This window comes from Dactylosporangium sp. CA-139114, assembly GCF_050955725.1.
Taxonomy (GTDB): Bacteria; Actinomycetota; Actinomycetes; order Mycobacteriales; family Micromonosporaceae; genus Dactylosporangium.
Window position 1 is genome coordinate 186470 of the sequence record NZ_CP192080.1, and the last position, 20091, is coordinate 206560.

Below are 20091 nucleotides of genomic sequence, written 5' to 3' on the forward strand. Positions count from 1 at the left end.
CCTTCTTGCCGGTCGTGTCGGAAGCTGTAACACTGAAGGGGTGTACGACGACGAGGTCGACAGCGCCGAGCGCGAGCTGACGAACGAGCGGGTCCTGGTCAAGGACGGTGACCTGCAGGAGTACTTCGACGCGATCGTGGCGGCCGACCAGAAGATCGAGCCGCGGGACTGGATGCCGGAGGCGTATCGCAAGACGCTGATCCGGCAGATCGCTCAGCACGCCCACTCCGAGATCATCGGCATGCAGCCCGAGGGCAACTGGATCTCGCGCGCGCCCACGCTCAAGCGCAAGGCGATCCTGCTGGCCAAGGTGCAGGACGAGGCCGGGCACGGGCTGTATCTCTACGCGGCCGCCGAGACCTTGGGCGTCTCCCGCGAGGAGCTGGTCGAGATGCTGGTCGAGGGGCGCCAGAAGTACAGCTCCATCTTCAACTACCCGACGCTGACCTGGGCCGACATCGGGGCGATCGGCTGGCTCGTGGACGGGGCCGCGATCGTGAACCAGGTCCCGCTGTGCCGCTGCTCCTACGGGCCCTACGCGCGCGCCATGATCCGCATCTGCAAGGAGGAGTCGTTCCACCAGCGGCAGGGGTACGAGATCCTGCACACGCTCTCGCACGGCACCGAGGCGCAGAAGGCCATGGCCCAGGACGCCGTCGACCGCTGGTGGTATCCGTCGCTGGCCATGTTCGGCCCGCCGGACGGCGACTCCACGCACTCCGAGCGCTCGATGGCCTGGAAGATCAAGCGCTTCTCCAACGACGAGCTCCGGCAGCGGTTCGTGGACATGTGCGTCCAGCAGGCCGAGATCCTGGGCCTGCGCCTGCCCGACCCCGACCTGCGGTGGAACGAGCAGGAGAACAGGTACGACTTCACCCAGCCCGACTACGACGAGCTGATGCGCGTTATCAAGGGCGAGGGTCCCTGCAACCGTCAGCGGATGGACCACCGTCGCCGCGCCTACGAAGAGGGCGCGTGGGTCCGTGAGGCCGCGAGAAAGCACGCCGAGAAGAGGGCCGTCGGTGTCTGAGCCGCTCTGGGAAGTGTTCGTCCGGCCGCGCCGCGGGCTCTCGCACGCGCACGTGGGCTCCCTGCACGCGCCCGACGCCGAGATGGCCCTGCGCAACGCCCGCGACGTCTACACCCGCCGCCAGGAGGGGGTGTCGATCTGGGTGGTGCCGGCGACGGCCATCACCGCGAGCAGCCCCGACGAGAAGGACGCGTTCTTCGAGCCGGCGGCCGACAAGGTGTACCGCCATCCGACCTTCTACGCCGTCCCCGAGGGTGCGCAACACATATGACCAGCCCGGACATCGCCCTCGAACTCGGCGACGACGCGCTCATCGCGGCCCAGCGCCTCGCCGAGTGGTGCTCGCGCGCGCCCGAGATGGAGGAGGACATCGCGCTGGCCAACATCGCCCTCGACCAGCTCGGCGCGGCCCGGCTCCTGCTCACCTACGCCGGCGAGTCCCGGAACCGGACCGAGGACGACCTGGCCTTCCTGCGCGAGGACCGCGAGTTCCGCAACGCGCTGCTGGTCGAGCTGGACAACGGCGACTTCGCGGTGACCATCGGCAAGCTGCTGTTCCTGGCGGTGTACCAGCGGCTGCGCTACGAGCGCCTGGCCGCCGGGGACGACGCGCGGCTGGCCGAGATCGGGGCCAAGGCGCGCAAGGAGTCCGTCTACCACGCCGAGCACGCCGCCCTCTGGACCGTGCGCCTCGGCGACGGCACGCAGGAGTCGCACCGGCGCATGCAGGCCGCCGTCGACGCGCTGTGGCCCTACACGCATGAGCTGTTCGAGGGCGAGGCGGCGAGCCTGCGCGACGCCTGGGAGGCCGAGATCACCGGGGTGCTGCGGGAGGCGACGCTGCACCGCCCGGCCGACGGCTGGGCGCCCTCGGGCGGGCGGCGTGGAGTACACACCGAGGCCCTGTCCAAACTGCTCGCCGAGATGCAGGTCCTGCATCGCGCACACCCCGGGGCGACCTGGTGAGCGCGCGCTCGACCGTGGCCGCGGTGCGCGACCCGGAGCTGCCCGTCGTCACCATCGAGGAGCTCGGCATCCTGCGCGACGTCGCCGAGCGGGACGGGCGCGTGACGGTCACGATCACACCGACCTACTCCGGCTGCCCCGCCATGGACGCGATCCGCGCCGACATCACCGCGGCCCTGCACGCCGACGGGTATGGCGACGTGCGGGTCGACACCACGCTGACCGAGCCGTGGACCACGGACTGGATCACGCCCGCCGGCCTCGAGAAGCTCGCCGCGGCCGGGATCGCGCCGCCCAGCTCCACGAAGAGAGGCCTGACGCTGACCGTGCGCTGCCCCCGCTGCGGATCGCCCGAGACCGAGGAGCTGTCCCGCTTCGGCGCCACGGCCTGCAAGGCGCTCTGGCGCTGCCGGGCCTGCCGCGAACCGTTCGAGCGCGTGAAGGCGATCTGAGCCGATGACCGTTTCCGAGATCCGGCGGCCCGTGAAGCGGCGGCCCAGGTTCCACCGCCTCACCGTGCTCGACGTCGAGCGGCTGACCGACGACGCCGTGGCCGTCACCTTCGAGGTTCCGGTCGCGCTGCGGGAGCTGTTCGCGTTCCGGGCCGGCCAGCACCTCACCGTCCGGCGGCACGCCGAGTCGGGGGAGGAGATCCGCCGGTCGTACTCCATCTGCTCGACCCCGTCCCGCCTGCGCGACGAGGGCGAGCTGCGGGTGGGCATCAAGCGGGTCGCCGGCGGGGCGTTCTCGACCTACGCGCTGTCCGGGCTCGCCCCCGGCGACGAGGTCGACGTGCTGCCCCCGCTCGGGCACTTCACGACCGAGTTCGACCCGGCCCGGGCCCGGCACTACGCGGCGATCGCGGCCGGCTCCGGCATCACCCCCGTGCTCTCGCTGGCCGCGACGGCGCTGGAGACCGAGCCGGACAGCCGGGTCACCGTGGTCTACGGCAACCGGGCGGCCGGCACGGTGATGTTCGCCGAGGAGCTGGCCGACCTCAAGGATCGGTACCGGGAGCGGCTGCACGTGATGCACGTGCTGTCCCGCGAGGCGCAGGAGTCGCCGCTGCTGTCCGGCCGGCTCGACGAGGCGCGCATCGGCGCGGTCCTCGACGCCCTCCTGCCGGCCGGGACGGTCGACGAGTGGTTCCTCTGCGGCCCGCACGGCATGGTGCTGGACGCGAAGGTCGCGCTGTCCACGCGGGACGTCGATGATTCGGCGGTACACACTGAGCTCTTTCACGTCGACGACGCGCCCCCGGTGGCTCGCCCCGCCGCGGCCCCCGAGGACACCGCGCAGCGCGCGGAGGTCGGCATCGTGCTCGACGGGCGCACGACGACGTTCACCATGGCGCACGACGAGCGGGTGCTCGACGCGGCGCTGCGGGCGCGGCCCGAGCTGCCCTACGCGTGCAAGGGCGGTGTCTGCTCGACCTGCCGCGCCAAGGTGGTCGAGGGCCGGGTCGAGATGGCGCGCAACTTCGCACTGGAGCCCGACGAGCTCGCCGCCGGATATGTCCTGACCTGTCAGGCGATGCCGATCACCGACCGGGTCGTGGTCGACTTCGACGTATGACGGGAGTCACACCCATCCGCGACGGCCGCCGCCGCGAATGAGCGACATGAGACCGGAACAGGAGCCGCCCACCCAGCGGCTCGTCGCGGTGCCCCCGCCCCAGCTTCGCGCGCCGGACGCGGACGAGTTGCTGGCCCGGGTGGCGCGCGGCGACGAGCGAGCCTTCGCCGAGCTCTACGATCTGGTGTCCGCGCGCGTCTTCGGGCTGATCCGCCGGGTGCTGCGGGACCCCGCCCAGTCCGAGGAGGTCGCCCAGGAGGTGATGGTCGAGGTCTGGCGCACGGCCGCCCGCTACGAACCCGGGCGCGGCTCGGCCACCGCCTGGGTCTTCACCATCGCGCACCGCCGGGCCGTGGACCGGGTGCGCTCCGAGCAGGCCGGGGCCGAGCGGGTCCGGCGGGCCGCCGCGGTCAGCGCCGAGACGCCCTACGACGACGTGGTCGAATCCGCGACCGCCCGCATCGAGCAGCAGCAGGTGCGCCGGTGCCTGGGCGCGCTGACGGAGCTGCAGCGCGAGGCGATCACGCTGGCCTACTACGGCGGGAACAGCTATCGGGAGGTCGCGGATCTCCTCGGTGCGGCCCTGCCGACGATCAAGACCCGCATGCGCGACGGACTCATCCGCATGCGCGACTGCCTGGGGGTGACGCTCGCATGACCGCCGTGGACATTCACTCGCTCGTCGGCGCGTACGCCCTCGACGCCGTCGACGACCTCGAGCGGGTCGCGTTCGAGCGGCACCTGCGCGACTGCCCGACCTGTGCGGCCGAGGTCGCCGAGCTGCGTGAGACCGCGGCCCGGCTGGCGCAGCCGGTCGCCGAGGCGCCGCCGCCGCGACTGCGGGACTCGGTGTTGGCGCGGATCGCGCACACGCCTCAGGAGCGTCCGAAGCAGCCGCCGGCGAAGCGCGCGGAGCCCGGCCGCCGGTGGGCCTGGGTCGCCTCCGTCGCGGCCGCCGTCCTGTTCGCCGGCGGCGTGGGCACCGGCACCTGGGCGATCACGCGGCAGCACTTCATCGACCAGGCCTCGCAGGTCGACGCGGTGCTGGCGGCGGCCGACGCCCGCATGGTCACCCAGGGCGTCGAGGGCGGCCAGATCACGATGATCGTCTCCCCGTCCCGCGACGCGGCGGTGGCGCTGTTGTCCGGCCTCAAGCCGCCGGAGGGCTCGTATCAGCTGTGGATGATCGACGCCACGGCTCGTCCGGTCGGCCTGACGGAGTCGGGCAGTGGCCGCTTCTACATCAAGGGTCTGGCCCCGGCCTTCGGCCTGAGCAAGGAGCCGAAGGGCGGGTCCAAGACCCCGACGGAGGTCGTCGGGAAGCTAGATCTGCGCTAGCTCGGCCATGTCGTCCGCGGTGGGCTCCCAGTCCGCCGCGGCGGCGTTCGCCGTGACCTGCTCGGCCCGGGTCGCCCCGGCGATGACGCTGGTCACGGTCGGCTTGGCGGCCAGCCCGCCGATCGCGACGGTCAGCGGGTCCAGCCCGCGCTCGGCGCCGAACGCGGCCAGCCGCTCGATGCGGTCCCAGGGCGCCTCGGCGAGGACGCGCTCCATGCCCTCGCGGGCCAGACGGGTGCCCGACGGCGGGGCGTCGCCGCGGCGGTACTTGCCCGTGAGCAGGCCCATCTCGAGCGGGAAGTACGGCAGCAGGCCGAGCCCGAAGCGCTCCAGGGCCGGCACGAGCTCGGCCTCGACGGAGCGGTCGAGCAGCGAGTAGCGGTTCTGGGCGCTCACGAACGGCGTCATGTGCCCGGTCTCGGCCTCCCAGGCCGCGTCGGCGGTCTGCCAGCCGGAGAAGTTCGAGTGCCCGATGTAGCGGACCTTGCCCGAGCGGACCAGGTCGTCCAGCGCGGCCAGGGTCTCCTCGATCGGAGTGGCCGGGTCCGGCTGGTGCATCTGGTAGAGGTCGATGTAGTCGGTGCCGAGCCGGCGCAGCGAGGCCTCCGCGGCGCGCATGATGTAGCGGCGGCCGCCGCGGGCACCCCAGTCCGGCCCGTGCAGCCCGCGGGCGTCCATGCCGAACTTGGTGGCCACGACCACCTCGTCGCGGTGCTTGCCGAGGGCGGCGCCGAGCGCCTCCTCGGAGGCGCCGGGCATGGCGCCGTAGATGTCGGCGGTGTCGAAGAGGGTGACGCCGTTGTCAAGGGCCGCCCCGACGACCTCCGCGCTGCTCGCGGCATCGATCCGGCCGAACTGGTTGCAGCCGATGCCGACCACGGAGACGGTGAGCCCGGAGCGCCCGAGGCGCCGGTAGCGCATATCAGTCACTCCTATGATCCTAGGCACGCCTGCTCGACCGGCCGGGGGAGCTGGGTACGCTCTGGGTGTGACTGCTCCGGTGATCAGCGAGATTCTGCAGCGTGCCGCCGACGGCGGGCGGATCGGCCCGGACGAGGCGCTCCTGCTCTACACGGAGGCGCCCTTCCACGCGCTGGGCGAGGCGGCCGACACGGTGCGCCGCCGCCGCTACCCGGACAACATCGTCACCTACATCATCGACCGCAACATCAACTACACCAACGTGTGCGTCACGGCCTGCAAGTTCTGCGCGTTCTTCCGGGCGCCGAAGCACGCCGAGGGCTGGACGCACAGCACCGAGGAGATCCTGCGCCGCTGCGCGGAGGCGGTCGAGCTCGGCGCGACCCAGGTGATGCTGCAGGGCGGTCACCACCCCGACTACGGCGTCGAGTACTACGAGGAGCTCTTCTCCGCCGTCCACCAGGCCTTCCCCGGCCTGGTCGTGCACTCGATCGGCCCGTCCGAGGTGCTGCACATGGCGAAGGTCTCGGGCACCACGATCGAAGAGGCGATCCTGCGCATCAAGGCGGCGGGCCTGGCCTCGATCGCCGGCGCCGGCGCGGAGATGCTGCCCGAGCGGCCCCGCAAGGCGATCGCGCCGCTCAAGGAGTCCGGCGCCCGCTGGCTGGAGGTCATGACCGTCGCGCACCGGCTCGGCGTGTCCTCGACCGCGACCATGATGATGGGCACCGGCGAGACCAACGCCGAGCGCATCGAGCACCTGCGGCTGATTCGCGAGGTGCAGGACAAGGCGGTCGCCAACGGCTACTCCGTCGAGGCCGACCTCGCCGGGACGGTGGGCGGGTTCCGCTCCTTCATCCCGTGGACCTACCAGCCGGAGAACAACCACCTCAAGGGCCGCACGCAGGCCACGAGCATGGAATACCTGCGGCTCGTCGCGGTCGCCCGGCTGTTCATGGACAACATCCCGCACCTGCAGTCGTCGTGGCTGACCACCGGCAAGGACGTCGGCCAGCTGTCGCTGCACCTGGGCGTCGACGACCTCGGCTCGATCATGCTGGAGGAGAACGTGATCTCCTCGGCCGGCGCCCGGCACCGCTCGCGCCTGACCGAGCTCGTGCAGATGATCCGCGGGGCCGATCGCATCCCGGCGCAGCGGGACACGCAGTATCGCCACCTGCAGGTCCACTGGACCGAGGCGGACGACCCGACCGACGAGCGGGTCCAGTCGCACTTCTCCTCCATCGCCATCCCCGGCGGCGGCACGGGCCGCAGCCTTCCCCTGACTCCGGTGAACTCATGACGCGCGCCAGCCTGGACAAGGAGCCGCACGAGGTTGCGGCGATGTTCGACGGCGTGGCCCGCCGTTACGACCTGACCAACACGGTCCTCTCGGGCGGCCGCGACCGCATGTGGCGCAAGGAGACCCGGCTGGCGCTGGGGCTCAAGGCGGGCGAGCAGGTGCTCGACCTCGGCGCCGGCACCGGGGTCTCGACGCTGGAGCTGAGCCGCTCGGGCGCCTACGCGGTGGGCGCCGACATCTCGGTCGGCATGCTGCAGGCCGGGCGGGCCAAGCGCCCCGAGGTGCCGCTGCTGGCCGCCGACGCGCTGCACCTGCCGTTCGCCGACGAGACGTTCGACGCGGTCACGATCTCCTTCGCGCTGCGCAACATCGCCGACACCGACGCCGCGCTGGCCGAGATGGCCCGCGTGACCAAGCCGGGCGGGCGCCTGGTGATCTGCGAGTTCTCGACCCCGACGTGGCGGCCGTTCCGGGCCGTCTACCAGGGCTACCTGGTGGGCGCGATCCCGCCGATCGCCAAACGGGTGTCGTCCAACCCCGACGCCTACGTCTACCTGGCCGAGTCGATCAAGGCGTGGCCGGACCAGGCGGGCCTGTCCGCGAAGATCGCCGACAACGGCTGGCGCAAGGTCGCCTGGCGCAACCTCACCGGCGGCGTGGTGGCGCTCCACCGCGGCTTCCGAATCTGAGTTCTTTCACGTTCACACCGCGCGGTTACTCCAAATAACCGTGCGGTCACGTGCTGTCCACGACAAGCTGGGTCAGTGGATCACGAAACGCGCGTCGGGTGGACCGGTCAAGTCTCCCCCCGACCGGGTGAAAAATTAGGGTCGCCTTACCGACAGCGGCGCACTTCACGGTTCTAGACTGCTGCACGGATGACTTTGTGAAGACTTTCACGAGCCGGGCAGAAGCAGAACGGTTGGAGGTGTGACGGCTGTGACCGACACCGGAAAAGATGCGGATGTCATCGTCGTTGGCGCCGGACCGGGCGGGTCGGCCGCGGCGTTTCATCTCGCCCGGCACGGGCTGAAGGTCCTGCTGCTGGAGAAGACCGAGTTCCCGCGCGAGAAGGTGTGCGGCGACGGCCTCACCCCGCGCGCGGTGAAGCAGCTGGTCAAGATGGGCATCGACACCACCGAGGAGAAGGGCTGGCTGCGCAACCGCGGCCTGCGCGTCATCGGTGGCGGCGTGCGCCTGGAGCTGGACTGGCCGGAGCTCGCGAGCTTCCCCGACTACGGGCTGACCCGCACCCGCATGGACTTCGACCACATGCTGGCCACGGCCGCGATCGACGCGGGGGCCGAGCTGCGCAGCGGCACGAACGTGACCGGGCCGATCCTCGACCGGACCGGCCGAGTGGTGGGCGTCACGGCCACCGGGCCGGACCGGGAGCCACGGGAGTATCGCGCACCCCTGGTCATCGCGGCCGACGGCGTCTCCGGGCGGTTCGCGCTCGCGCTGGGCATCGCCAAGCGCGACGACCGGCCGATGGGCGTGGCCGTCCGGCAGTATTTCCGCAGCGAGACCCGCCACGACGACGACTACCTGGAGTCCTGGCTGGAGCTGCGCAGCCGCGAGTCCGGCGACAAGCTCCTGCCGGGCTACGGCTGGATCTTCGGCCTCGGTGACGGCCGGGTCAACGTCGGCCTGGGCGTGCTCAACAGCAGCGTCGCCTACGGCAAGACGAACTACAAGACGCTGCTCGCCGACTGGCTGGACAACACGCCGGCCGACTGGGGCCTGTCCGACCCGGCGAACGCCGACGGCAAGCCCCAGGGGGCGGCGCTGCCGATGGGGTTCAACCGGGTGCCGCACTACTCCCGGGGCGTGCTCCTCGTCGGCGACACCGGTGGCATGGTCAACCCCTTCAACGGCGAGGGGATCGCCTACGCCATGGAGTCCGGCGAGCTGGCGGCGGAGATCGCCGTCCAGGCGCTGGCCCGGCCGCAGGGCACCGCGCGCGAGCGGGTGCTCGCCAACTACCCGACCGAGCTCAAGGCCCGCTACGGCGGCTACTACCGGCTCGGGAACGTGTTCGTCAAGCTCATCGGCAATCCACAGGTCATGCGGATCGCCACCAAGCACGGCATGCCCCACCCGACCCTCATGCGGTTCGTGCTCAAACTCCTCGCCAACCTCACCGACCCGCGAGGTGGAGACGCCATGGACCGCGTGATCAACGCGATGACCCGGCTCGCGCCGGCTGCCTGACCCCCAAAGGCGCTGGCCAAAGCCGCATTTGGGGTGCCCCGGACGAAGCCGTCCAGGACTCACCGAATAGTGTTAAACCGCATACAGCTTGAGTGGTCCCCGGGGCCGAACGCCCCTCGGGCTCGCCGAAAGGACGGAGCAGCACGATGTCGCTCGCGCCGTACGTACCGATTCTTGGGCTCTTCGCCCTCGCCGCCGCATTCGCCTTGTTCTCGGTGGCGGCCGCCCCGTTCGTCGGCCCCCGCCGGTACAACCGCGCGAAGCTCGACGCCTACGAGTGCGGCATCGAGCCGACTCCGCAGCCCGTGGGCGGTGGCCGCTTCCCGGTCAAGTTCTATCTGACCGCGATGCTGTTCATCGTCTTCGACATCGAGATCATCTTCCTCTACCCGTGGGCCGTGAACTTCAACGCGCTCGGCCTCTTCGGGTTCGTGGAGATGGTGCTGTTCATCGTCACCGTGTTCGTCGCGTTCGCCTACGTCTGGCGCCGCGGCGGGCTGGATTGGGACTGAGCCATGGGCATCGAGGAAAAGGTTCCGACCGGCGTCCTGCTGACGACGGTCGAGAAGCTGGTCAACTGGTCGCGCAAGGCGAGCTTCTGGCCGGCCACGTTCGGCCTGGCCTGCTGCGCCATCGAGATGATGGCGACCGGCGCGGCCCGCTACGACCTCGCGCGCTTCGGCATGGAGGTCTTCCGGGCCAGCCCCCGCCAGGCCGACCTGATGATCGTGGCCGGCCGGGTGAGCCAGAAGATGGCCCCGGTCCTGCGCCAGATCTACGACCAGATGCCGGAGCCCCGCTGGGTGCTCTCCATGGGCGTCTGCGCCTCCAGCGGCGGCATGTTCAACAACTACGCGATCGTCCAGGGCGTGGACCACATCGTGCCCGTGGACATGTACCTGCCGGGCTGCCCGCCGCGGCCGGAGATGCTCATCGATGCCATCCTGCGCCTGCACGACAAGGTCATGGCCGAGCCGCTGGGTGACCGGCGCCGCCGCATGATCGAGGCGCGGGTCGAGCGCGACGGCGCGCCGGTGGTGGCGCCGGGCGCGATGCCGTCGAGCTACCGCTACGACAAGGTCAAGCGCGCCGAGTGGACCAAGGCCGTGGCCCAGGGCACCGAGGAGCAGCTGCGCATCCAGAAGTGGATGGAAGAGCGGGCGAGCCTGGCGAACCCCGGGAACAAGGGGGCATGAAGTGACTGAAGTAGAGCCGGTCGGCGCCCAGCTCGGGTCCGCCGCCCAGACCCCGCCCGGAAGCGGCGCCGGGCGCGGCATGTTCGGCGTGCAGGGCACCGGCGACACCTCCGGCTTCGGCGGTCTGCGTCGCCGGCGCACGGGCGACCTCGACTCGCCGCGGCCCTTCGGCGGCGAGCACGACGAGGTCGTGGACGCTCTCGAGGAGGCCTACCCGGGCTTCAACGACGCGATCGAGCGGATCGTCGTCGACCGCGGCGAGCTGACGCTGCACATCGTGCCGGAGCGCATCGCCGAGGTCTGCCAGGCGCTGCGGGACGACCACGCGCTGCGCTTCGAGCTGTGCTCCTCGGTCTCCGGCGTGGACTACCTGGGCAGCGACGGCCGCCGGCTGCACGCGGTCTACCACCTCACGTCGATGACGTTCCGCCGCCGGATCCGCCTCGAGGCCGCCGTGACCGCCGAGGACCCGCACCTGCCGAGCGTCACCCAGGTCTACCCGACCGCCGACTGGCAGGAGCGGGAGACCTACGACATGTTCGGCATCATCTTCGACGGCCACCCGAACCTGACCCGGATCCTCATGCCGGACGACTGGGAGGGCTTCCCGCAGCGGAAGGACTACCCCCTCGGCGGCGTGCCGGTCGAGTACAAGGGTGCGGAGATCCCGCCGCCGGACCAGCGGAGGAGTTACCAGTGACCACCGACTACGCGGCCGCTCGCGAGACCACCGAGGGCAAGGTCTTCACCGTCACGGGCGGTGACTGGGACTCGGTCGTCAACGAGGCCGGTTCCGAAGAGCGCATCGTCGTCAACATGGGCCCGCAGCACCCGTCCACCCACGGGGTGCTCCGCCTGGTCCTCGAGCTCGAGGGCGAGACGGTCACCGAGGCGCGGACCGTCATCGGCTACCTCCACACGGGCATCGAGAAGAACCTGGAGTTCCGCAACTGGACCCAGGGCACGACGTTCGTGACCCGCATGGACTACCTGGCGCCGATCTTCAACGAGACCGGCTACTGCATGGCGGTCGAGAAGCTCCTCGGCATCGAGGACCAGATCACCCAGCGCGCCAAGACCATCCGCGTGCTGATGATGGAGCTCAACCGGATCTCCTCGCACCTGGTCTGGCTCGCCACGACCGGCATGGAGCTCGGCGCCCTGTCGATGATGATCTACGGCTTCCGCGAGCGTGAGTACATCCTCGACATCTTCGAGCTGGTCTCCGGCCTGCGGATGAACATGGCCTACGTGCGCCCGGGCGGCCTCGCCCAGGACCTCAACGACGAGGCCATCGTCAAGATCCGCGAGCTGCTCGGCTGGATGCCGGACCGCATCGACATGTATGAGGACCTGCTCTCCGGCAACACGATCTGGCGCGAGCGCACCCAGGGTGTCGCCGTGCTCGACGTCACCGGCTGCGTGGCCCTGGGCATCACCGGGCCGGTGCTGCGCTCGGCCGGCCTCGGCTGGGACATCCGCAAGCAGCAGCCCTACTGCGGCTACGAGACCTACGACTTCGAGGTCCCGACCGAGACCACCGCCGACGCGTGGGGCCGGTACAAGGTGCGGCTCAACGAGATGCGCGAGTCGCTGAAGATCATTCAGCAGGCGATGGACCGGCTCGAGCCGGGCCCGATCATGATCGCCGACAAGAAGATCTCGTGGCCGGCCCAGCTCGCGATCGGCGGCGACGGCCTCGGCAACTCGCTCGAGCACGTCGCGAAGATCATGGGCCAGTCGATGGAGGCCCTGATCCACCACTTCAAGCTGGTGACCGAGGGCTTCCGGGTGCCGGCCGGCCAGGTCTACGTGCCGATCGAGGCGCCCCGCGGCGAGCTCGGCGTGCACGCGATCTCCGACGGCGGCACGCGCCCGTTCCGGGTGCACTACCGCGAGCCCAGCTTCGTCAACCTGCAGGCGATCCCGGCGATGGCGGAGGGCGGCCTGCTCGCCGACGTCATCGTGGGTGGCGCCTCGCTCGACCCCGTCATGGGTGGGTGTGATCGTTAATGGTGTTCAGTGAGCTCACGCGCGAACGCGCGCGTCAGATCATCGCGCGCTACCCCGAGGGCCGCTCGCGCTCGGCGCTGCTGCCCCTGCTGCACCTGGTGCAGTCGGAGGAGGGCTACGTCTCTCCCGACGGCATCGCCTTCTGCGCCGAGATCCTCGGGATCACCAAGGCCCAGGTCGGCGCGGTCGCGACGTTCTACACCATGTACAAGCGCAAGCCGACCGGCGACTGGCTGGTGAGCGTCTGCACCAACACGATGTGCGGCGTGCTCGGCGGCGACAAGGCCTACCAGGCCCTGAGCGACTACCTGGGTGTGGGGCACGACGAGACCACGGCCGACGGCAAGATCACCCTGGAGCACGCCGAGTGCCTCGCGGCCTGCGACTACGCGCCGGTCATGACGGTCAACTACGAGTTCTTCGACCAGGTGAACGACGACACCGCGCTGAAGCTGGTCAAGCAGCTGCAGGACGGCGAGCGCCCGCAGCCCACGCGCGGCACCCGGCTCTGCACGCTCAAGGAGATGGCGGTGCAGCTGGCCGGCTTCGCCGATGACCGCGGCGACGAGGTCATGGCCGACGGCCCCGCCGGTGAGCCGACCCTCGCGGGCAACCGGCTCGCCGAGCGCTTCGGGATCTCGGTGCCGGGCTTCGACCCGGAGACGCCCATCGCCAAGAAGGACGAGGCGAAGTCATGACGGTTGACTACCAGCCCTCGCAGGAGGCGCTGTCGAAGCTCACGCCGGTGCTCACCAAGCGCTGGCTCTCGCCGGACGCGTGGAAGATCGACGTGTACGAGCGGCTCGACGGCTACACCGGCCTGCGCAAGGCGCTCAAGGCCCACCCGGACGACCTGATCCAGCTGATCAAGGACTCCGGGCTGCGCGGCCGCGGCGGCGCCGGCTTCCCGACCGGCATGAAGTGGGGCTTCATCCCGCAGAACGACGGCAAGCCGCACTACCTCGTCGTCAACGCCGACGAGGGCGAGCCGGGCACCTGCAAGGACCTGCCGCTGATGATGGCCGACCCGCACGCGCTGGTCGAGGGCGTCATCATCGCCTCCTACGCGATCCGCGCGAACTTCGCCGCGATCTACATCCGCGGCGAGGCGGTGCACGCGGCCCGGCGGCTGCGCTCGGCGGTCGAGCAGGCCTACGCCAAGGGCTACCTCGGCGCGAACATCCTGGGCAGCGGCTTCTCGCTCGACCTGGTGGTGCACAGCGGCGCGGGCGCCTACATCTGCGGCGAGGAGACGGCGCTGCTGGACTCGCTGGAGGGCTACCGCGGCCAGCCCCGGCTCCGCCCGCCCTTCCCGGCGACGCACGGCCTCTACGCCTCCCCGACCGTCGTGAACAACGTCGAGACGATCGCCAGCGTGCCGTACATCGTGCTCGGCGGCGCGGCGTGGTTCCGCAGCATGGGCACCGAGAAGTCCCCGGGCCCGAAGATCTACTCGATCTCCGGGCGGGTCAAGCACCCCGGCCAGTTCGAGTGCGGCCTCGGCGTCACGCTGCGGCAGCTCATCGACCTGGCCGGCGGCATGCAGGACGGCCACCAGCTCAAGTTCTGGACGCCGGGCGGCTCCTCCACGCCGATGCTGACCGACGAGCACCTCGACACCCCGATGGACTTCGAGGGCATGATGAGCGTCGGGACCATGCTCGGCACCACCGCCGTGCAGGTCTTCTCCGACCAGGACGACATCGTCTACGCGACGTACCGCTGGATCGCCTTCTACCACCACGAGTCCTGCGGCAAGTGCACGCCGTGCCGCGAGGGCAACTACTGGATGGTCCGGATCCTGCACCGCATCCTGGCCGGCCAGGGCACTCACCAGGACCTCGACACCCTCCTGGACGCCTGCGACAACCTGCTGGGCCGCTCGTTCTGCGCGCTCGGCGACGGCGCGACCAGCCCGGTGACGTCCTCGATCAAGTACTTCAAGCAGGACTACCTGGACTACATCGAGGGTCGCAAGGCGCCGATGTTCCATGGCGAGCTGGTAGGAGCTCACTGATGACGGACGTTGTGCCGGCGGTCGAAACCGTCAAGCTCACCATCGACGGCATCGAGGTCGAGGCGCCGAAGGGCGCGCTCGTCATCCGGGCCGCCGAGCAGGTGGGCATCTCGATCCCGCGCTTCTGTGACCACCCGCTGCTCGCCCCGGCCGGCGCCTGCCGCCAGTGCCTGGTCGACATCGAGGGCCAGCGCAAGCCGGTCGCCTCGTGCACCCAGCCGGTGGCCGAGGGCATGGTGGTCAAGACCCAGATGACCTCCGAAGTGGCCAAGAAGGCCCAGGAGGGAATCATGGAGTTCCTCCTGATCAACCACCCGCTCGACTGCCCGGTCTGCGACAAGGGCGGCGAGTGCCCGCTGCAGAACCAGGCGATGAGCAACGGCCAGTCCGAGTCCCGGTTCGTCGAGCACAAGCGGGAATACCCCAAGCCGCTGCCGATCAGCACCCAGGTGCTGCTCGACCGCGAGCGGTGCGTGCTCTGCCAGCGCTGCACGCGGTTCTCCGACGAGATCGCCGGCGACAAGTTCATCGACCTGATGGAGCGCTCGAGCAACGAGCAGATCGGCGTGTTCCGGGGCAACCCGGAGTCGCCCGAGGACGACGCTCCCTTCAACAGCTACTTCTCCGGCAACACGATCCAGATCTGCCCGGTGGGGGCGCTCACCAGCTCGCAGTACCGATTCCGGGCCCGGCCCTTCGACCTGGTGTCGACGCCCAACACGTGCGAGCACTGCGCCGCGGGCTGCGACCAGCGGGCGGACCACCGCCGCGGCAAGGTCATGCGGCGCCTGGCCGGCGACGACCCGGCGGTCAACGAGGAGTGGAACTGTGACAAGGGGCGCTTCGCGTTCCAGTACGTCACCGCCACCGACCGCCTGACCACGCCGCTCGTGCGCGACCGCAAGACCGGCGAGTTGCGCACCGCCAGCTGGCCCGAGGCGCTCAGCGTCGCCGCGGCCGGCCTGGCCGCCGCGAAGGAGCAGGGCGGTGTCGGCGTGCTGGCCGGCGGACGGCTCACGGTCGAGGACGCCTACGCGTACGCCAAGTTCGCCCGCGTCGCCCTCGGGACCAACGACGTCGACTTCCGCGCCCGGCCGCTGTCGACGGAGGAGACCGAGTTCCTCGGCTCCAACGTCGTCGGGCGGGCCGAGGTCACCTACGCCGACATCGAGCGGGCCCCCGCGGTCGTCTTCGTCGGGCTGGAGCCCGAGGAGGAGTGCCCGATCATCTTCCTGCGGGCGCGCAAGGCCTACCTCAAGCGGGCCCTGCCCAGCTACGCGGTCGCCCCGTTCGTGAGCCGCGGCTACACCAAGCTCGGCGCGACGGTCCTGCTCACCGCCCCCGGCGCCGAGGCGGAGGTGCTCGCCGAGTCCGAGCAGCTGCGCACCGCGCTGTCGGAGGAGGGCGCGATCCTGTTCGTCGGCGAGCGCCTGGCGAGCGTGCCCGGTGGGCTCTCCGCCGCCGCGCGCCTGGCCGAATCCACCGGCGCTCGCATCGCCTGGGTCCCCCGCCGCGCGGGCGACCGGGGCGCGGTCGAGGCCGGCGTGCTGCCGACCCTGCTGCCCGGCGGTCGCCAGGTCTTCGACCCGGCCGCCCGGGCCGAGGTGGCCACCGCGTGGGGGCTGGACGCGGGCGTGCTGCCCAGCGCCTCCGGCCGCGACACCGACGCCATCGTCGAGGCCGCCCGCGAGGGCCGGCTCGGCGCGCTGGTGGTCGGCGCCGTGGACCCCGCGGACCTGACCGACCCGATCGCGGCCGAGGAGGCCCTCGACAAGGTCGGCTTCCTGGTCAGCCTGGAGCTGCGGATGAGCGCCGTCGCCAAGCGCGCCGACGTCGTCCTGCCGGTCGCCCCGGCGGCCGAGAAGTCCGGCTCCTACATCAACTGGGAGGGCCGGGTCCGCCCGTTCGGCACCGTGCTCAAGACGCAGGCCATGACCGACGCGCGCGTGCTGGACACGCTGGGCCGCGAACTCGGCGTGCAGCTCGGCGTCGGCGACGTAGCCTTGGTGCGGGCACAGCTGGCCGCCCTGGCTCAGCTGCCGCTGCCGGGCACGGTCGCGGTCGGCACCGTCGGCGCGGGCAACCCGAGCCTGGTGCGCGGCACCGCGCCGGACGTCGCCCCGGGCGCGCCCGCGCGGCCCGCGAGCGGGCAGGCGATCCTCGCCTCCTGGCACCACCTGATCGACGGCGGCTCGCTGCAGGACGGGGACGGCCACCTGGCCGGGACCGCTCGCCCCGCCGTGGTCCGGATCTCCAAGAGCACCGCGGCCGACCTCGGCGTGGTGGACGGGGACGCGGTGACCGTCGGCACCGAGCGGGGTGCGATCACCCTGCCGGCGCTCGTCACCGACATGGTCGACGGGGTCGTGTGGATCCCGACGAACTCACCGGGCTCGACCCTGCGCCGGACGCTCGGCGTCACGGAGGGCGCGCTGGTCGAGATCAGCACTGGGGGTAGCGCACGATGACAACCGCTGCAGGCAACCTCGACGAGTTCGGCAAAGACGTCTGGTGGCTGGTGCTCGCGAAGGTCGTCATCATCTTCGCGTTCCTGGTCGTCATGACGCTCTTCGCCATCTGGTACGAGCGCCGCGTCGTCGCCCGCATGCAGGTGCGGCCGGGTCCGAACCGCAACGGGCCGTTCGGTCTGCTGCAGTCGCTGGCCGACGGGCTCAAGCTGGCGTTCAAGGAAGACATCATGCCGCGCCTCGCGGACAAGGTCGTCTTCTTCTTCGCACCGGTCATCTCGACGATCACCGCGTTCACCGCGTTCTCGGTGATCCCGTTCGGGCCGGTGGTCTCGGTCTTCGGCAACCACACGCCGCTGCAGCTGACCGACATCCCGGTGGCCGTGCTGCTGGTGCTCGCCTGCTCCTCGATGGGCATCTACGGCGTCGTGCTCGGCGGCTGGGCCTCCGGCTCGACGTATCCGCTGCTCGGCGGTCTGCGCTCGAGCGCCCAGATGATCTCCTACGAGGTCGCGATGGGCCTGTCGATCGTCTCGGTCTTCCTGGTCTCGGGCTCGATGTCCACCTCGCAGATCGTCGCGGCGCAGGCGGGCAACGGCACCGCCGAGGTCTTCGGGATGACCTGGCACCTGCCGGCCTGGTACGGCATCCTGCTCATCCCGAGCTTCCTGATCTACTTCACCGCCGCGGTCGGTGAGACGAACCGGGCGCCGTTCGACCTCCCCGAGGCCGAGTCCGAGCTGGTGGGCGGCTTCCACACCGAGTACTCGTCGCTGAAGTTCGCACTGTTCTTCCTCGCCGAGTACGTCAACATGGTCACCGTCTCCGGCCTGTGCACGACGCTCTTCCTCGGCGGCTGGCGCGCCCCGTGGCCGCTCTCCCTCTGGGACGGCGCGAACCACGGGTGGTGGCCGGTGCTCTGGTTCACGATCAAGGTGCTGCTGCTGCTGTTCGTGTTCGTCTGGCTCCGCGGCACCCTGCCCCGGCTGCGCTACGACCAGTTCATGCGCTTCGGCTGGAAGGTGCTCATCCCGGCCAACCTGGTCTGGATCCTGGCGCTGTCCGGCATCCGGGTGCTGCAGAACGGCGGCATCAGCACGGGCGCCCGCACCGGCGTGATCATCGGCATCGTCGTCCTGGTGGTGCTGGTCCTGGCGCTCGTCGCGCTGCAGCGCACCCGCCGCGGCGCCGCCGTCGACCTGCCGAAGGTCCACCCGGGCGGCCGCGTCGGCGGGGCGAACGGGTTCCCGCTGCCGCCGATGAACCTCGAGGTGCCGCCCAGCCCGCGGGCCAAGCGCGTGATCGTCGAGCGGGAAACCGTCCCGACCGGCAAGGAGAGCTGACTTATGAGTGAGCGAAGCGAGCGAATCATGTCGCAGCCTCGTACTCAGGCCGACGCGGAGCGAAGCGGAGTGTTGGCATGAGCATTGGTGGAACCCTGAAGGGGTTCGGGGTCACCTTCTCGCACATGTTCAAGAAGGTGGTCACCGAGGAGTACCCGGAGCAGCGCAAGCCGCCCGCTCCGCGGTACCACGGCCGGCACATTCTCAACCGCTGGCCGGACGGGCTCGAGAAGTGCATCGGCTGCGAGCTGTGCGCGTGGGCCTGCCCGGCGGACGCGATCTACGTCGAGGGCGCGGACAACACCGAGGACGAGCGCTTCTCGCCCGGTGAGCGCTACGCCCAGACGTACCAGATCAACTACGCCCGCTGCATCTTCTGCGGGCTGTGCATCGAGGCCTGCCCGACCCGCTCGCTCACCATGAGCAACGAGTACGAGCTGGCCCGCGACAACCGCCGCGACCTGATCTTCACCAAGGAGCAGCTGCTCGCGCCGCTGCTGCCGGGGATGGAGCGCCCGCCGCACGACATGCGCCTGGGCAACTCCGAGAAGGACTACTACGTCGGGGCGCTGGAGAACCCGGGCACCTCCGCGGGTGCCGAGCGGTACAAGGGGGTTCATTCGTGACCAGTACCCTGGCGCTGCAGACGCTTGCGTCGGCGGGCGAGGTGAAGGGCGGCGAGGCCGTCACCTTCTGGATCCTCGGGCCGCTCGCCGTGCTCGGCGCGATCGGCATGGTCTGGGCGCGCAACGCGGTGCACTCCGCGCTGTCGCTCGTCATCACGATGCTCAGCCTGGGCGTGTTCTACATCCTGCAGGCCGGCCCGTTCATCGGCATGGTGCAGATCATCGTCTACACCGGCGCGATCATGATGCTGTTCCTGTTCGTGCTCATGCTGGTCGGCCGCGACTCCTCGGACTCGCTGATCGAGACCCTGCGCGGGCAGCGGATGGCGGCCATCATCCTGGGCGTCGGCCTCGCGCTGCTGCTGGGCATCGGCCTCTACCGGGCGCTCGGCGGCATCGAGCCGAAGGGCCTGGTGGAGGCGAACGCGCCCGGCAACGTGGTGGGCATCTCCCGCCTGCTCTTCACCAAGTACGTCTGGGTCTTCGAAGTCACGTCCGCGCTGCTCATCACGGCCGCGGTGGGCGCGATGATCCTGGCGCACATCGAGAAGCGCAAGGAAGACAAGATCAGCCAGCCGGAGCGCATGGTGGCGCGCTTCCGCCCGGGCAACTACCCGGCGCCGAAGCCCGGCCCCGGCGTGTTCGCCGGCTCCGACTCGGTGGCGACCCCGGCGCGGCTGCCCGACGGAACGCCGTCCGACCGCAGCATCTCCAAGATCCTCCCGACCCGGGAGTTGACGTCCGCCGACGTCGCACCAAAGGGGACCGAGAAGTGACTCCGACGTACTACATCGTCCTCGCGGCGATCCTGTTCACGATCGGCGCGATGGGCGTGCTCGTCCGCCGGAACGCGATCGTGCTGTTCATGTGCATCGAGCTGATGCTGAACGCGGCCAACCTCGCGCTGGTCACGTTCAGCCGGATCAACGGCACGCTCGACGGGCAGATCATGGCGTTCTTCGTCATGGTCGTGGCGGCGGCCGAGGTCGTCGTCGGCCTGGCGATCATCATGTCGATCTTCCGGACTCGGCGCTCGGCCAGCGTCGACGACGCGAACCTGCTGAAGTACTAAGGAGCGGGT

General features: G+C 70.5%; 21 protein-coding genes and 1 pseudogene. 21 read left to right on the top strand and 1 reads right to left on the bottom strand.

Annotated elements, in window-relative coordinates; genetic code table 11:
• The first annotated feature begins 40 nt into the window (after window positions 1-40).
• From paaA to ACQP2P_RS00915, 7 genes are read left to right on the top strand one after another with little or no spacing between them, the layout of a single operon-like run.
• Complete coding sequence (gene paaA / locus ACQP2P_RS00885; protein WP_433612297.1) at window positions 41-1030, top strand: 1,2-phenylacetyl-CoA epoxidase subunit PaaA; 990 nt, start codon at window positions 41-43, stop codon at window positions 1028-1030.
• Entirely contained in the window at window positions 984-1301 is a 318-nt protein-coding gene (gene paaB / locus ACQP2P_RS00890; protein WP_433612299.1) for a 1,2-phenylacetyl-CoA epoxidase subunit PaaB, read from the top strand. The genes paaA and paaB overlap by 47 nt, the downstream gene beginning before the upstream one ends.
• Complete coding sequence (gene paaC / locus ACQP2P_RS00895; RefSeq protein ID WP_433612301.1) at window positions 1298-1996, top strand: 1,2-phenylacetyl-CoA epoxidase subunit PaaC; 699 nt, start codon at window positions 1298-1300, stop codon at window positions 1994-1996. Before paaB ends, paaC begins: the two co-directional genes overlap by 4 nt.
• Window positions 1990-2448: a 1,2-phenylacetyl-CoA epoxidase subunit PaaD gene (paaD, locus tag ACQP2P_RS00900; RefSeq protein ID WP_433618903.1), complete on the top strand. Its 459-nt coding sequence runs from the start codon at window positions 1990-1992 to the stop codon at window positions 2446-2448. Before paaC ends, paaD begins: the two co-directional genes overlap by 7 nt.
• Before the next feature lie 4 nt (window positions 2449-2452).
• Window positions 2453-3571, top strand: a complete 1119-nt coding sequence (paaE, locus tag ACQP2P_RS00905) for a 1,2-phenylacetyl-CoA epoxidase subunit PaaE (protein WP_433612303.1) — start codon at window positions 2453-2455, stop codon at window positions 3569-3571.
• A 46-nt stretch (window positions 3572-3617) separates the two neighbouring features.
• The gene (locus tag ACQP2P_RS00910; RefSeq protein ID WP_433612305.1) at window positions 3618-4229 is read left to right on the top strand and encodes a sigma-70 family RNA polymerase sigma factor; all 612 of its coding nucleotides are present in this window, start codon (window positions 3618-3620) and stop codon (window positions 4227-4229) included.
• The gene (locus ACQP2P_RS00915; protein WP_433612307.1) at window positions 4226-4909 is read left to right on the top strand and encodes an anti-sigma factor; all 684 of its coding nucleotides are present in this window, start codon (window positions 4226-4228) and stop codon (window positions 4907-4909) included. The genes ACQP2P_RS00910 and ACQP2P_RS00915 overlap by 4 nt, the downstream gene beginning before the upstream one ends.
• Here the strand turns inward: ACQP2P_RS00915 and ACQP2P_RS00920 are convergent.
• Window positions 4895-5830 (bottom strand): aldo/keto reductase, encoded by a 936-nt coding sequence (locus tag ACQP2P_RS00920; RefSeq protein ID WP_433618905.1) that lies wholly within the window; start codon window positions 5828-5830, stop codon window positions 4895-4897. The genes ACQP2P_RS00915 and ACQP2P_RS00920 overlap by 15 nt on opposite strands.
• Window positions 5831-5897: 67 nt before the next feature.
• Here ACQP2P_RS00920 and mqnC point away from each other — a divergent pair, with 67 nt between their 5' ends.
• The 14 genes and pseudogenes from mqnC (at window position 5898) to nuoK (ending at window position 20082) form a co-directional block, all read left to right on the top strand.
• Window positions 5898-7133, top strand: a complete 1236-nt coding sequence (gene mqnC, locus ACQP2P_RS00925; protein WP_433612309.1) for a cyclic dehypoxanthinyl futalosine synthase — start codon at window positions 5898-5900, stop codon at window positions 7131-7133.
• On the top strand, window positions 7130-7822 hold the full coding sequence (locus tag ACQP2P_RS00930; RefSeq protein ID WP_433612311.1) for a demethylmenaquinone methyltransferase: 693 nt from the start codon (window positions 7130-7132) through the stop codon (window positions 7820-7822). The genes mqnC and ACQP2P_RS00930 overlap by 4 nt, the downstream gene beginning before the upstream one ends.
• Window positions 7823-8072: 250 nt before the next feature.
• Window positions 8073-9347 (top strand): geranylgeranyl reductase family protein, encoded by a 1275-nt coding sequence (locus ACQP2P_RS00935; RefSeq protein WP_433618907.1) that lies wholly within the window; start codon window positions 8073-8075, stop codon window positions 9345-9347.
• Window positions 9348-9493: 146 nt separating this feature from the next.
• On the top strand, window positions 9494-9859 hold the full coding sequence (locus ACQP2P_RS00940; protein WP_350610231.1) for an NADH-quinone oxidoreductase subunit A: 366 nt from the start codon (window positions 9494-9496) through the stop codon (window positions 9857-9859).
• A gap of 3 nt (window positions 9860-9862) precedes the next feature.
• Window positions 9863-10543 carry a NuoB/complex I 20 kDa subunit family protein gene (locus ACQP2P_RS00945; protein ID WP_433612313.1) on the top strand — a complete coding sequence of 227 codons (681 nt, stop codon included), beginning with the start codon at window positions 9863-9865 and terminating at the stop codon, window positions 10541-10543.
• Window positions 10544-10622: 79 nt separating this feature from the next.
• Window positions 10623-11243, top strand: coding sequence for an NADH-quinone oxidoreductase subunit C (locus tag ACQP2P_RS00950; protein WP_433618909.1), 621 nt, complete (start codon window positions 10623-10625; stop codon window positions 11241-11243).
• Window positions 11240-12556 (top strand): NADH-quinone oxidoreductase subunit D, encoded by a 1317-nt coding sequence (locus ACQP2P_RS00955; RefSeq protein WP_433612315.1) that lies wholly within the window; start codon window positions 11240-11242, stop codon window positions 12554-12556. The genes ACQP2P_RS00950 and ACQP2P_RS00955 overlap by 4 nt, the downstream gene beginning before the upstream one ends.
• Window positions 12556-13245 (top strand): annotated as a pseudogene (nuoE, locus tag ACQP2P_RS00960) (NADH-quinone oxidoreductase subunit NuoE); the annotation flags it as partial. The gene ACQP2P_RS00955 and the pseudogene nuoE, both read left to right, overlap by 1 nt.
• Window positions 13246-13250: 5 nt before the next feature.
• Window positions 13251-14573 carry an NADH-quinone oxidoreductase subunit NuoF gene (nuoF, locus tag ACQP2P_RS00965; protein WP_433082159.1) on the top strand — a complete coding sequence of 441 codons (1323 nt, stop codon included), beginning with the start codon at window positions 13251-13253 and terminating at the stop codon, window positions 14571-14573.
• Window positions 14573-17041, top strand: coding sequence for an NADH-quinone oxidoreductase subunit G (locus ACQP2P_RS00970; protein WP_433612318.1), 2469 nt, complete (start codon window positions 14573-14575; stop codon window positions 17039-17041). Before nuoF ends, ACQP2P_RS00970 begins: the two co-directional genes overlap by 1 nt.
• Window positions 17038-18384 (top strand): NADH-quinone oxidoreductase subunit NuoH, encoded by a 1347-nt coding sequence (gene nuoH, locus ACQP2P_RS00975; RefSeq protein ID WP_433612320.1) that lies wholly within the window; start codon window positions 17038-17040, stop codon window positions 18382-18384. The genes ACQP2P_RS00970 and nuoH overlap by 4 nt, the downstream gene beginning before the upstream one ends.
• A 77-nt stretch (window positions 18385-18461) precedes the next feature.
• Window positions 18462-19010 carry a NuoI/complex I 23 kDa subunit family protein gene (nuoI, locus tag ACQP2P_RS00980; protein WP_433612322.1) on the top strand — a complete coding sequence of 183 codons (549 nt, stop codon included), beginning with the start codon at window positions 18462-18464 and terminating at the stop codon, window positions 19008-19010.
• 8 nt (window positions 19011-19018) lie between these two features.
• Window positions 19019-19786 (top strand): NADH-quinone oxidoreductase subunit J, encoded by a 768-nt coding sequence (locus ACQP2P_RS00985; RefSeq protein ID WP_433618911.1) that lies wholly within the window; start codon window positions 19019-19021, stop codon window positions 19784-19786.
• Between the two features lie 50 nt (window positions 19787-19836).
• A complete protein-coding gene (nuoK, locus tag ACQP2P_RS00990; RefSeq protein WP_433089763.1) occupies window positions 19837-20082 on the top strand; it encodes an NADH-quinone oxidoreductase subunit NuoK in 246 nt (81 codons plus the stop codon).
• Window positions 20083-20091: the final 9 nt, after the last annotated feature.